The sequence below is a fragment of the Desulfobulbus rhabdoformis genome (assembly GCF_016919065.1).
Taxonomy (GTDB): Bacteria; Desulfobacterota; Desulfobulbia; order Desulfobulbales; family Desulfobulbaceae; genus Desulfobulbus; species Desulfobulbus rhabdoformis.
Genome location: NZ_JAFFQA010000003.1, coordinates 156,721 through 169,917, shown reverse-complemented (window position 1 = coordinate 169,917; position 13,197 = coordinate 156,721). Strand labels below are relative to the sequence as shown.

The following is a 13,197-nucleotide window of genomic DNA, read 5'->3' as shown; positions in this document are numbered from 1 at the left end:
CTCTATTTTTTTTGACGGTTTCCCTTCTCGAATGTGTCGCGAAAAATATAATTTATTGTAGCGGCCTAAAAATTTCAGTGCAAATCAGTGAATCATGACCCAATCCTGGCAACAGCAAACTCTTGAACATTGGCCGATGATCAATCACCTGGCCAAACGCCGCTTTTCCCGTGAAGAGTTGGCGGAGGAGGCCGCACTGTTTGTCATGGATAAACTCGCTGAAAATAACTGGCAGCGTGTGCAGGCGTTCTCCGGAAAGGCATCCCTCTCGACCTACCTGGCCTCGGTGAGCTTGCGTTTATTGGAGGATTTTTCCAGGAACCGCTTCGGACGCCTGCAAGCGCCAGGTTGGGTGCGGAAGCTAGGCGGAATCTGGATGTCGCTCTTTCGCCTGCTCTGCCTGGAACGCTACAGCCCAGCTGAGGCCGTAGAAATACTCTCGACCCGGCAGGCCAGGAATACACAAGTTGTGGAGCGGACAGCCTACCAGCTTCTTGGGGAGCTCCCCCATTGTGGAGGTCGACAAGGGGAATCAGTCGCCTTGGAAGATGAGATGACCGATCCCGAAGCGGAACAGGCAGGTCCAAGCCAGCGGTTGGAAGAAGAAGAACGGGCTCAATGGCTTCATGCTGTTGCTCAAATTTTTTTTGACCAGGAACGCACGGACACGGTGCTGCCCGTTCTTAAAAAAATACACCAAGTCAAACTGGAGCTGGTACCTCGAGAGCGGCTTCTGCTCAAACTCTGCTTTCGAGATGGCCTACCGGTTGCCGAGGCTGGCCGCATGCTTGGCTGGAATCGACATCAGGTGCATGGGCGGTTACGTCGCCTTCTCCAAAAAATCCGCCAGCAATTTTGTGCGGCTGGCTTGGAAGAAGATTTGCAGCTTCTTCTGCAAGAAAACGACACATAAGGCAAATATGTCCGTCGTCTCTTGGTATACACATTTTTTCGAGGGAGCCTGAGAACACCGTCATGGGCAAGATCACAAAACTCAAACATGCGCAACACCAGCAGCAGCGACTGGCACTCCTTGCCCTGCTTGCGGGAAGGCCCCAACCAGAAAGCGAATGCCTGGATAACGAAACTCTGGCCGCGCTGGTGGAAGGCAGGCTTGATCGGACGACAACGGACGCCTGCATGGCACACCTGGCTGATTGCGAGAACTGCCTTGCTCTATGGATGCGTCTGGATGCCTATTGGCAAAACCAACAAAAAACAAACAGGCCCACCACCCTGCACCGGTTTCTTTCCAAGCCCAAAGTCCTCGCGGCGACGGGTTCCCTGCTGGCGGTTGCCGCCAGTGTCGCCGTCTTTGTGCAGATCACCCTGCAGCCGACAACCGACTCGCTGCCGCTGCAATACAAGGTGTTACCGCAGGCCGAGCAACCCTCAGATTCAATCCCGGCTCTCCCCCCATCTGAACCCGAAACACTGCGGCAGTCAGAAACCTCAACTCAAAAAATGAGTACGGCCAGCGAAGCCAGGCAATCGTTTCCTGCACCACCTGCTGACAGTAACCAGGCAACAACAAGAGAAGAGGAGTCCATTGCACCACCGGCGATTTTCGGCGAGTCCCTGCCACGGAAGGCAAAACGAAGCACTGTCTCCTCCTTTGCCACGCCACAGGCTAGCGACCAATCCATGCGCTTGTCTGCCACAGTTCCCAGCATCACCCATTGGCAAAGGATGATACAACAGGGATGCCACAAAACACCTGCTCCATCATTCTTTCTCGATATAGCCCGATACGGGCAACTACTCCTGAAACAGAAAGGGACAGGCAGCCTATCGACGAGGCAACGACATCAGATAAAAACCATTCTTCAGCAGATCAAAAAGACGGAACACCAACCCGATTCCCAGCGATGCTCGATCATACTGCCCCTGGTTGACGACTTCTGAGTAAAACCTTGTATGATTAGCCCTGAATCCGTGACGGCAGATGCACGCCGATAAAGTTTACTTCACGGCTTCAGGTAAAAATTATGTTTCTTTGTTTTCTTGCCGAAAACACGTCAAATCCAGGCGGTATTTATTGATTTTGTCGTACATACTTTTGCGGGATATCCCTAAAATTTTGTGCGCCACGGTTATTTGTCCGCCGGTCTGAGCTAAAATTTGTTCGATATAGCGCTTTTCCTGCTGCTCCATGAAGGCTCGTAAAGAAAGATTCTCCCCCTTCAGAGAGTTGTCTTCCTCTGCTCCCCCCTGGTCACTAACCGGTTGGGCATCACCAAGCACACAGTAGCGGCGGACCACATTGCGGAGTTCACGAATATTGCCCGGCCAATCCCGCCGCACCAGCTGATGTATCAACTCTCCAGGACACGTGCCCCCCTCTTCTCCCTGGGCTCCACAGTACTCCTTCCAGAAATACTCGACCAACTCGGGAATATCCTCTTTACGCTCCCGGAGCGCCGGTAGATGAACCGGCAGGACATTGAGGCGAAAGTAAAGATCCTGGCGAAAGGTCCCTCGCTCGATCTCCATCATCAGATCACGATTGGTGGCGGCTATGATGCGGGCCTTGAGGGGCAGCACTGCATTGCTGCCCACCCGCGAAAAGGTGCGGTCTTCAATCACGCGCAACAGCTTAGACTGTAACGAGGCGGGCATGGAACAAATTTCATCGAGAAACAGCGTTCCCTCGCCAGCAAATTCAAACTTCCCCACCTTACGCTGCGTAGCCCCGGTAAAGGCCCCTCGTTCATGACCAAAGAGTTCCGACTCAATCATTTCCGAGGGAATCGCCCCCATATTGACCGCCACATAGGGCTGACGCTCCCGCGCACCGCTGTCATGAATCGCCCTGGCCACCAACTCCTTGCCGGTCCCGGTTTCGCCACTGATAAGGACGGGATCCTGCTCGTCTGCCACCGCCTCAATAAGGGTGTAAAGTCCACGCATAAGCGGATGGCTGCCAATGATACCGTAAAAACGGGACCGTCCTTCACGACTGGCCTGGAGCTGTTTTTCCAGGAACCGTTTTTCCAACACCAGTTGTCTGCGTTCAATGGCACGTGCAAGCGTTGCCAGAATCATCTCCTCATCGACGGGCTTCTGCAAAAAATGATAGGCGCCCTTTTTCACCGCTTCCACAGCCATGGAGATATCCCCATGACCTGTGATCAGAATGACAGGCAGATCCGCATCACAGGCACGAATACGTGAAAGCAATTCCATACCGTTCATTTCCGGCATACGAATATCGGCCAGCACTGCGGAAAAATTCTGCCCGGCAAGTCCTGCAAGCGCTTCCACCGGGTTGGCGTAGGTTTGTACGGTGTAGCCGTTGAGCGCCAGGGTTTGCTGAATGGCAGCAAGCAGATAGAGATCATCATCAACAACCAATATTTCGGGGCGCCCCCCCTGTTGGATATTCATGGCTTTGCCTCCTGCTCTTTTGGCAGTCGATGACACCGCGGTAAATAAACCAGAAAGCAGGCGCCTTTCCCTGGTTCGCTTTCCACCTCAATATAACCGGAAATCCCCCGTACAATACGATCGACAATGGAAAGCCCCAACCCCATACCAGTCCCCACTTCCCGAGTTGTAAAAAATGGATCAAAAATTTTTTTCTGTAAATCTTCAGGTATGCCTTCCCCATTATCCTGCACCGTTACCAGGACATAGGGTTCTTTGCGCATGGTACTCAGGTTGAGACAGTCAGTCAGTTTACTGGTGATGGTCAGTTTGGGCAGCACCACCCGCCCCATGGCTTGAATTGCATTCTGGAGGAGATTTAAAAATACCTGCTCCAGCCGTACCTCAACGCCCATGGCCTCACAGGGTTCCGGAGTCAGACGGAGGTCAAGTTCGACCTCGCTGAGCATCAGTTGCGCTTCAAGGAATTTTATAATTTTATTCAGCACCTCATTCACATCAACCGGAGTTCGTTCTTCATCCACCTTGCGCCCAAAACTGCGCATGGTGGTAATGATGGAGGTCGCCTTGTTCACCCTGTCGATGATGATCTGCAAATTTTCTTTGAGCATCTCGCTGTGGTCCCCAGGGGTATCTAGGGCTTTGAGACAGTTTCTGGAAAAAAGAAGAATGGCATTCAGGGGCTGGGTTAACTCGTGGCCGATACCGGCGGCCATTTCGCCTAAGCTGGCCAGACGGCTGGAATGCATCAGTTGCTTTTGTCCTTCCTGCATCTGGGACATGAGTTCAAAAAATTCACTGCAATCGGTACAGATGAGCATATGCAGCACCCTGCCGTTTTGGGTGACATGGGTTGAGCCGCGCATCTTCACCGGCAAATGCTCCCCAGACTGCGTCGTCAGTTGTGCCTCCATTTCGGCAAACTCGTCGCGCCTGAGCACCTTGGTAATTTTTTGCGTTGTCTCCTCTGTAAACAGTTGATGCAACCAAAGCGATTGTTCCCCCAAGGGGGCATAGCCGGTGCGCTCAAGAAATTCCCGATTGGTTTGAATAACCTGGAAATCCTTATCCAGAAGAATAAAAAATTCGCTGATTCCAGCAAGAATCCGCTCGGTGAAAAATCGAGTCGCCTCGATTTCCTCATGTTTTTTCAGAACACGAATCACCAGATCTTGGCGTTGCTGCTCCAGGATCTGTATTGTCTTCTGTTCCATCCCGCCCCCTGTCACCAAAACTATACAAAGCGTTCGCTAGCCGCCCTTTCATGTAACCAATTCTATACAAAATGATAAGGCGCTCTATTTCAACAAGTTACAGCATACCCATCAATCGCATGTTACCATATGTACACAGCCCTGAAGAGTACAGTTTGGTTGTGCACGGCAGGACTAACGAACTAACACTTTGAAAAAAATAGATATTTCTCAACTAAAATTATCTGAAACTCGGCTGGCATTATATCTGCTTTGTTTCTGCAGCAAGACAGATGCCCGTTCAAGAGTTTTTCCCTCTTGAATCCGTGAATAATCATCCGCTGTCATGGATCCAGGAAACAACGAGCCGAGCAATGACATCAACCTGGTTCACTGTTTTCTCAAATGGTTTGCATCCAGCTTACCTCTGACCGCAATTTTTGAGGAAGTGTCATGCCCCCTTCTCTCGCTAGCCGTATCAAAACCCTCCTGGGGATCTCCACTGCCCCCACTCTCACTGCGGAGGAATTACAGCACCTGTTTACAACCAAGTATCGTTGTTTTCGGGAACTGCTCACCGCCAACAACAATGCCCTTGAGGCCATGGCTGATTTGGAAGCCGCTCTCCATGATGGCCGCACCTTTTCCATGGGCTTTGTTCGTTCCAAGTCAACCGTTGTCACCGTGAATATATATAAGATGGTGCAGAACCTGCGCCGGTTAGCCGATGGCGGCTATGCAAACCTGGACCAATCCTTTACCCGTATTCAACAAAGAATTGATGCCATCATCGATAAAGAAATCACACTCCCTGAGGGTGAGTGGATTATCCCCATGACCGGAGTGAATCGCAGCCTGGCCGAGCTCACCGGCGAGAAAATGGCCAATCTCGGTGAGGCGGGCTCCCTGCCTGGCATTGAGATTCCGGCAGGGTTTGCCATCACCTCTGCGGCCAGTCGTCAGTTCTACCTCGACAATAACATGTACCGGGAAATTAACCGAATCTTCCAGCAGACCGACGCTCGGGATATGGAAGATATGCTGCAAAAAAGTCAGGAGGTACGGCAACTGATTCTGGAGAGTTCTTTACCCGCTGAGCTTGAACAAGGACTCTATCAACACTTTGATCAGCTGGCAGAAGAGGTCGGCCCGGGTGTCAAACTGGCGGTGCGTTCCAGCGCGCTTGGCGAAGATTTGGCACGGGCATCCTTTGCCGGTCTCTACCATACGGAACTCTTTGTTGAACGAAAAGATCTCCTTACTGCGTATAAAGCCGTCCTTGCCTCCAAATACTCTCCCCAGGCAATGTCCTATCGCCTGGCTAAAGGGTTTCGCCATGAGGATATTGTCATGTGCGTGGGCTGCCTGGCCATGATCCCCGCGACAATCAGTGGAATCTGCTACTCCCAGTCCCTCAGTGGCCCCCCCGGTACGCTGGATATCTTTTTTGCAGACGGCCTGGCCAAGGGCATTGTCGACGGCACCCGGAAAACCGACCACTCCCTTATTGCCCGACAGCCTCCCCATGCTCTTGTCGAAGCAGCCAGCGACAAACAGCGCGACACAACCATACTTTCCCAACAGCAGGCGGGAGCCTTAGCAGCCATCAGCATGCGCCTGGAAGATCATTTCGGCTCTCCCCAGGATATCGAGTGGTCCATTGATGAAACAGGCAAGATCTATGTGCTGCAGAGTCGGCCTATCTCGATAGATCTCTTTACCGCTGCTGGAGAACCATCGCCAGTTCCCCCCGATGAACGAGTACTGCTGCAGGGGGGGGTCACCGGGTGTCGTGGGGTGGGTTCCGGGCCTGTCACTGTTGTCCGTACCCAAGAGGACATGGTCCATTTTCCCAGGAAATCAGTGCTGGTCGTGGAGCATCCGCTTCCCGAATGGGCGCCGCTATTGAAACGAGCCGTGGCCATGGTTGCTGAAACCGGCAGCGAGGCCGGACACCTGGCCACTCTTTCCCGCGAGTTTGGCCTGCCTTCACTGCTTGCCCTTGACCAGGCAACCACATCTCTGGCAAAGGGAGAAATCGTTACTGTGGACGCTGGCAACAGGGTCATTTACCGGGGATGCATTGATGAATTACTGGAGGCTTCTTCGGGCACCAAACCCGATAACCCGATGCAGGGCAGCCCGGTCCAGCAAATACTGCGCGATGCCCTTGCACTCATTACTCCACTCACCCTAACCGATCCTGACTCGGTCTACTTTCGAGCGTCTCACTGTACCACCATGCACGATATTACCCGTTTCTGTCACGAGAAGTCGGTCATTGAGATGTTCGACTTTGGCAGACGCTACCGTTTTGCAAAGGGAGCGGCAAAACGTCTGGTCGACAATATGCCGCTGGAATGGTGGGTAATTAATCTTTCTGATGGATTTTCACCTGCATTCGATGCATCTGCTCAATTCATCAACATCAACGATATCGTCTCAAGCCCCATGCTTGCACTCTGGAAGGGAATGCATGCCTTTCCCTGGCAGGGACCGCCAGCGGTGAGTATGCGCGGCATGGGGGCCATCGTCTTTCAATCGGCTATGAATCCCGCCCTTGATCCAGCGGTGTCCTCAAAGTTGAACCAAAAAAATTATTTCCTGGTTTCACGAAACTACTGCAACTTAAGTGTTCGGCTTGGCTATCATTACGCTATGATAGAGGCCTATATAAGCAGCCTGCGTACCGAACGCTACGTTACCTTTCGTTTCAAGGGTGGGGCGGCGGACGAAACCCGTCGAGTGGGCCGTATTGCACTGTTAGACGAAATTCTTACACGTTTCAATTTTCGCGTGGAGCGCTCAGGCGACGCAATAACTGCACGGGTTGAAAAACGGACACAAAAATTTCTTTTCAGCCGGTTACAGGTACTGGGATACCTGACCATCCACACCCGCCAAATTGATATGGTGATGGCCGATGACCGGGAACGCCAGCGGTATCGCCATAAATTTATAGCTGAAATTGAGGAGATGCTCGGTGATGATAAATAAGCGAAACTTTCGACTTGATGCGGCCCTGAAGATCCACCTGTTGCTTGTCGATGATGAGCCGGATTTCCAGGAAATTATCCATAAACGCATGACCCGGATGGGGGTGCGGCTCAGCCTTGCCAACTGCTGCCGTGCCGCCCTCCAGTCTTTGGAAACACAACCGGCTGATGTTATCATCATGGATGTGAGCATGCCGGAGGTTGACGGTATCGCCTGCCTGAAAAAGGTGAAACAACGCTGGCCGATGGTGGAAGTGATTATTCTCACGGGACATGCCTCGGTAAAATCAGGGATAGAGGGGATGCAATCCGGTGCCTTTGATTACTGCCTCAAACCCATCGATGTTCTGGAATTGCTGGAAAAGGTTGAGCTGGCCGCGCAAAAGGCCCTGATCAACCAGGGGAAGTGAATAAGACCCCCATCCTCCTGAAGTCTCCTGATGTCGTGCCTCAGCCAACTGAGGTACACGTGAATACGCTCGTCACTCCCCCAGGCTGAGACAGTCCAACTGTTTCAGCCTTTCTGTTTTTCCCTCTCTTGCAGCTCACTCCAGTATTTCCACGCCTTCTCGACCAGCGTTTGTCTCTTTATCTACACATTGCTGCCTCTGGTGTCACCACAAATTCACTCTTTCGCAATATCAACATTTTACACAACAAAAAAAGAGAAAAACGTTACCCAAACGCTACACACCTTCTTTAATCAGGCCCCGATTCCCTTCCCGCCCCCCGCAACACCAACCTCATAACAGCTTGGAATTAAATAAAATTTAAAAAAACCTCACGCTTAAAACAAAGAGGGCCTGTTTTTGCCTTTATAGCTGCAAAGGTAGCGCAATGGATGTGCGCCTGTGGAGGACACCATGGAAAACCAGCTGAAACACAATCTGCACCCTGACGATCTGGAATATCTGAGCTTTACCCAGGTGGCAGACCTTTGTGGCATTTCCCAGGAACGACTGACGCGCTGGATAAACAAAGGCATGCTTCCGGTTATCAAGTCCAATACGCAGGAATTGATCCGCTCCCAGGATCTGATTCAGCACCTGATCCGTCACAATATTCGCATCCCCGCGCGACTTCTCCAGGGATCGACCAAGAAGATCCTCTTCATCCTGATGCAGCCTGCTCTCTCCTCCGAGATGACCAGAGACGTCATCTGGGCTCTCTATCGCCAGAAAGAGCATGCCCGCTATATATTCGATTTTATACAACATAATGAAAATACGGAACTAAAGATCATCACCTTTGATCCAGATGCGATTTTTCTACTCAAAAGCAAGAATCTTCCTGCAAGCAAGCTCCCGCTGAACGTCAACGCCATCCTGGGACGAAAAATTCCCGTTTTTACCTTCCCCGTGGACCAAGTCGTTGACATCGACACCCTGCTGGACAGCTGAGGAGAAAAACATCATGGCCGATAAACAACACCATTACCAGAACCTGACCAAGCTGCTTGCGGTTGGTTTTTTCATCTGCGGCATCATTCCCATACTCATCATTGCCACCACCTCGATCTATAACTCCAAACAGGTGGCGATCCAGGATCTGAAACTGACCACCAATCAGGTGGCACAACATCGCCAGGATGTGATCAATAACTTTCTCAAGCATCAGCTTGATCTCCTCACCACTCTGATCAGCCTCTATCCCCAGGAATACCTCAAGGATCAAGAGCATCTGGATCAGCTTTTTCTCGCTATCAGCGGCTCCGGCGGCATGGTCGATTTACAGCTGATCGACACGAATGGGCAGCAGATGGCCTACGTGGGCCCTTACCGGGACCAGGTCACAGGCAAAAATTATCAGGATCAACCCTGGTTTGCGCAGGTGTTGGTGCGTGGCGCACACGTCAGCGACCTGTTCAGCGGCTACCGCAAACTCCCCCATTTCGTGGTGGCCCTGACCGACCCGCTCAAACGGTATGTGCTGCGCACCACCATTAATTCAAGCGTCTTTAATTCACTCTTGCACAGCGCCCAGATAGGTACCGGCGGCGATGTCTTCATCGTAAACAAAGCGGGAGAACTGCAAACCCCGAGCCTGCAGGGCAACATGCACATTCTCCCTGAGAACGAACGATACCTGGTGCGTCACCACAGCGCCCCGGAAATCGTGCAGGACGGTGAAACCCTCTATGCCACGACCTGGCTCAATAACGGGACCTGGATGCTGATGCTCAAGGTGCGGATTCCTGACATGCTTGGCCCCTACTACCAGCACCTCAACCGCACGTTGGTGATCATCGCCATCACAGCCACCCTGTTCTTTATTATCGCCGTCTTCCTCAGCAAGTTCATTGTTGCCCATGTGGACAAGGCCGATCGTGAAGCTGCAGCCATGGACCAACAGATGGCCCATATCGAAAAGATGGCCAACATTGGACGTCTGGCTGCGGGGGTTGCCCACGAAATCAACAATCCCCTGCAAATGATTCTGGCCCAGGCCGGATGGATCGAGGAGTTACTGCCCGAAGAAGATCCCGCAACAGTAAAGAATTTCCAAGAATACCAACAGACGATCAAAAAGATAAAACATCATGTTGAGCGAGCTGCCACCATCACCCATAGACTTCTCGGCTTTGCCCGTAAAATCAGTGCCGAACAGGAGCAGGTGCAGATCAATGAGATCATCCAGGAGGCACTCTCATTTCTGGCGAAAGAAGCCGAGCACAACAACATCTCCGTTGAACTCAAGCTGGATCCACAGCTGCCGGTCACCATGACCGAAGCGCACCGGCTGCAACAGATCCTCTTAAACCTCATAGATAACGCCCTGGACGCCATTGGCCAAGACGGCAAGTTGGAAATCAGCACCGCAAGTACGCAGCAGGAAATACATATTCACCTTGCCGATAACGGCCCCGGCATCCCCCCTGAGGTCATGGCCAAAATCTGGGATCCCTTTTTCACTACCAAGGAACAAGGCAAAGGGACAGGCCTGGGTCTGTCTATAAGCCAAAACATAATTCGCACGTTGGGAGGAACTTTGACAGCCAAAAACCGTGAAGGGGGAGGCACCATCTTCACCGTGACCCTGCCCATTCGCTCAGTTCAACAGGAAGGATAAGGAGAAAACATATGACCCGTTATGACATTTTGCTGGTGGATGACGAACAGGACTTTCGCGAGATCATGACCAAGAAACTCGGAAAGCGGGAGCTTAACTGCGAGAGCGCCGCCGACGGTTTAGAAGCCCTGGAAAAGGTACGAGCCAAAGGCTACGACGTTGTCCTGCTGGACGTGAAGATGCCCGGTATGGATGGCATCGCCACTCTACGGGAAATCAAAAAACTGGCCCCGCTCACCGAGGTCGTGATGCTCACCGGCCATGCCTCTGTGGAATCTGGAATCAATGGGATCAAGTTCGGGGCCTTTGATTATCTGATGAAACCCATTGATATGGATCCGTTGATGGAAAAGCTCGATGCCGCCTATGAACGCAAACGGATCCAGCAGGAAAAAATTGAGATGGCACAAGTGAAGCGAGACATGAAGCTACCCAGCTAGCTCAAATTGCTCATGAACATTTTTGTCGCAAGTTCGAGCACTTGCTAAGAGCGGCTGGATTGTAAACAAACGAAGCAACCTTACACAAGGAGATCACAATGCAATTTTTTCGTTATCTAAACCATTTCATGGTCGCGGGGGCCAGGGCCCATGCACAGTGGGAATTGGAGATGTCGACCAATATCCTCAAAAGTCGCAAACGACTGCTGATCCTTGGTCTGCTACTTTTGCCCGCCCTCATTGGAGGTATCTGTTTTGCCGAGGACATTGGGAATGCACTTCCCAGCTTTTTAGGAGGAAAATCCGCCTATGGTCCCTCGCATTACTCGACCATGGTTTTTCTCGCCTCTATTCTGGTGGGCCTCTGTGCGGGACTGATCACCGGCTGTATCGGGGCTGGTGGCGGTTTTATCATTGCTCCGGCACTGATGAGCATCGGCGTCAAAGGTATTCTTGCCGTGGGTACCGATCTGTTTCACATCTTTGCCAAAGCGATCATGGGGTCAGTCCTTCACCGCAAAATGGGTAACATCTCAGTGGGACTTGCTGTGACCTTCCTTATTGGCGCTATTTCCGGTTCCACCGTGGGGGGATACATCAACCGTGCCCTCTATGATAAAAACCCGGTGCTCAGCGATGCCTTTATCACCACCATCTATGTGTTCATGCTTGGTTTTCTTGCCTTTTATGCCCTGGCGGACTGGGCCAAGACAGCTCGCAAAAATACAGGCGCTGCCCAAGCAGGCGGTTCCTCTCGCCAGGCAGAGGAGATTCCTCCCGTTGGTCAGGCCCTGCAGAAAGTCAATATTCCTCCGATGCTCACCTTTGATGAGGGCGTTACTCCCGGTGGCCGCCGTATCTCTGCAATCTTTCTCGTTCTCTGTGGATTCATCGTTGGTCTGACGGCAGCCATCATGGGTGTTGGCGGCGGTTTTCTCACCTTTCCCATGTTTGTTTACGGTCTGGGCGTGTCTTCCATGACCACGGTGGGAACCGATATTTTTCAGATCGTTTTCACCGCCGGTTATGCCTCCATCAGCCAGTACGCCATTTACGGGTTTATTTTTTACACCCTGGCTATGGGCATGCTCCTGGGTTCCCTGATCGGTATTCAGATCGGTTCCATCGTCACCAAGGTAGTGCATGGTACCACGATTCGTGCCTTTTACGCGGTCACCGTCAGTGCCGGTTTTTTTAACCGCGCCTGTGCCTTACCTGGCAAGCTGACCAAGATGGATTACATGAGTTTGAGCCCCGGCACACTGAAAGTGCTAGATACCATCGGTACGGTTGGCTTCTTTGTGATCATCATCATTTTCGCCACCTGGGTTTTTTACAGTTTTTTCTCCAACCTCAACATTCTGCGCACAGAGGAGGCACACTGATATGGCAACTACTTCCGCACAATATCGAACCCGCGCATTTCTATTACTTATCCCATTTTTTCTGGTCTTTGCCGCCATCTTTATGCCATGGTACCCAGGAGCTAAGGGGGGGAAAGTCAATGGACTGGATTATCTGGATAACTTCTTCAATGAACTCTCTAAAGGATCCGCCTATTACGTGGACCGACAAAAAGAGAAGGTGGCTCAGTATACTGGTCAGGAATTTTCAACAACCCTCACCATGCATTCGGCTGATGAGGCAGCTACCACCGCCAAGCTCTTTACCACCAATGCTATTTCAGCGACAGTTGAAGGAACTGCGGTTACTGTCCGAGGTGATTTTGGAGCCATGCTCACTATAATGCTTGAAGATGCTGATCTGATGTATGACAACGACGGTGCAGCCATCAACCAGAAATACGGGATTAACGAGCGCAAAGTGATGAGCAGCTGGTACACATCTTTGGGAGTCATGGAAAAAGCCCTGAACAAGGCCAAAGAATTTGAAAAAGCCAAGGCCGTCAAAAGTGCCATGACCAAGGCCATTGAGCCCGCCTACAATTACTATGGGGTGCTGGCCAAACCGGTTAAGGATGAGGTCCTGCTGCTGGTCTTTGCCCTAACCTTCTATGTCCTCTATACGGTATGGTACGGCTTTGGGGTGCTCTTTTTCTTCGAGGGGATCGGTATTCGTCTGGAACACTAAACACATTCCCCAGCCAATGCA

11 protein-coding genes are annotated in these 13,197 nt (G+C 51.7%); 9 read left to right on the top strand and 2 right to left on the bottom strand.

What is annotated here, in order from left to right:
* Positions 1-94 precede the first annotated feature (94 nt).
* Both JWJ90_RS02760 and JWJ90_RS02755 read left to right on the top strand, forming a co-directional pair.
* Positions 95-913 (top strand): RNA polymerase sigma factor, encoded by an 819-nt coding sequence (locus tag JWJ90_RS02760; protein WP_205225648.1) that lies wholly within the window; start codon positions 95-97, stop codon positions 911-913.
* Positions 914-975: 62 nt separating this feature from the next.
* Positions 976-1,905, top strand: a complete 930-nt coding sequence (locus JWJ90_RS02755; protein ID WP_205225647.1) for a hypothetical protein — start codon at positions 976-978, stop codon at positions 1,903-1,905.
* Positions 1,906-1,986: 81 nt separating this feature from the next.
* Here JWJ90_RS02755 and JWJ90_RS02750 read toward each other — a convergent pair whose 3' ends face one another.
* Together JWJ90_RS02750 and JWJ90_RS02745 are read right to left on the bottom strand one after the other, a co-directional pair.
* On the bottom strand, positions 1,987-3,387 hold the full coding sequence (locus JWJ90_RS02750; protein ID WP_205225646.1) for a sigma-54-dependent transcriptional regulator: 1,401 nt from the start codon (positions 3,385-3,387) through the stop codon (positions 1,987-1,989).
* Positions 3,384-4,601 carry a sensor histidine kinase gene (locus JWJ90_RS02745; protein WP_205225645.1) on the bottom strand — a complete coding sequence of 406 codons (1,218 nt, stop codon included), beginning with the start codon at positions 4,599-4,601 and terminating at the stop codon, positions 3,384-3,386. Before JWJ90_RS02745 ends, JWJ90_RS02750 begins: the two co-directional genes overlap by 4 nt.
* A 432-nt stretch (positions 4,602-5,033) precedes the next feature.
* On the opposite strand from JWJ90_RS02745, the gene JWJ90_RS02740 reads away from it, so the two are divergent.
* The 7 genes from JWJ90_RS02740 to JWJ90_RS02710 all read left to right on the top strand — a co-directional run bounded on the left by JWJ90_RS02740 (position 5,034) and on the right by JWJ90_RS02710 (position 13,176).
* Positions 5,034-7,577, top strand: a complete 2,544-nt coding sequence (locus tag JWJ90_RS02740) for a PEP/pyruvate-binding domain-containing protein (protein WP_205225644.1) — start codon at positions 5,034-5,036, stop codon at positions 7,575-7,577.
* Entirely contained in the window at positions 7,567-7,986 is a 420-nt protein-coding gene (locus tag JWJ90_RS02735; RefSeq protein WP_205225643.1) for a response regulator, read from the top strand. Before JWJ90_RS02740 ends, JWJ90_RS02735 begins: the two co-directional genes overlap by 11 nt.
* Positions 7,987-8,439: 453 nt before the next feature.
* Complete coding sequence (locus tag JWJ90_RS02730; RefSeq protein ID WP_205225642.1) at positions 8,440-8,976, top strand: helix-turn-helix domain-containing protein; 537 nt, start codon at positions 8,440-8,442, stop codon at positions 8,974-8,976.
* Positions 8,977-8,989: 13 nt separating this feature from the next.
* Entirely contained in the window at positions 8,990-10,645 is a 1,656-nt protein-coding gene (locus JWJ90_RS02725; RefSeq protein WP_205225641.1) for a sensor histidine kinase, read from the top strand.
* An 11-nt stretch (positions 10,646-10,656) separates the two neighbouring features.
* Positions 10,657-11,085, top strand: a complete 429-nt coding sequence (locus JWJ90_RS02720) for a response regulator (protein ID WP_205225640.1) — start codon at positions 10,657-10,659, stop codon at positions 11,083-11,085.
* Positions 11,086-11,183: 98 nt separating this feature from the next.
* On the top strand, positions 11,184-12,470 hold the full coding sequence (locus tag JWJ90_RS02715) for a sulfite exporter TauE/SafE family protein (protein WP_205225639.1): 1,287 nt from the start codon (positions 11,184-11,186) through the stop codon (positions 12,468-12,470).
* Position 12,471: 1 nt separating this feature from the next.
* Complete coding sequence (locus JWJ90_RS02710) at positions 12,472-13,176, top strand: hypothetical protein (RefSeq protein ID WP_205225638.1); 705 nt, start codon at positions 12,472-12,474, stop codon at positions 13,174-13,176.
* Positions 13,177-13,197 lie beyond the last annotated feature (21 nt).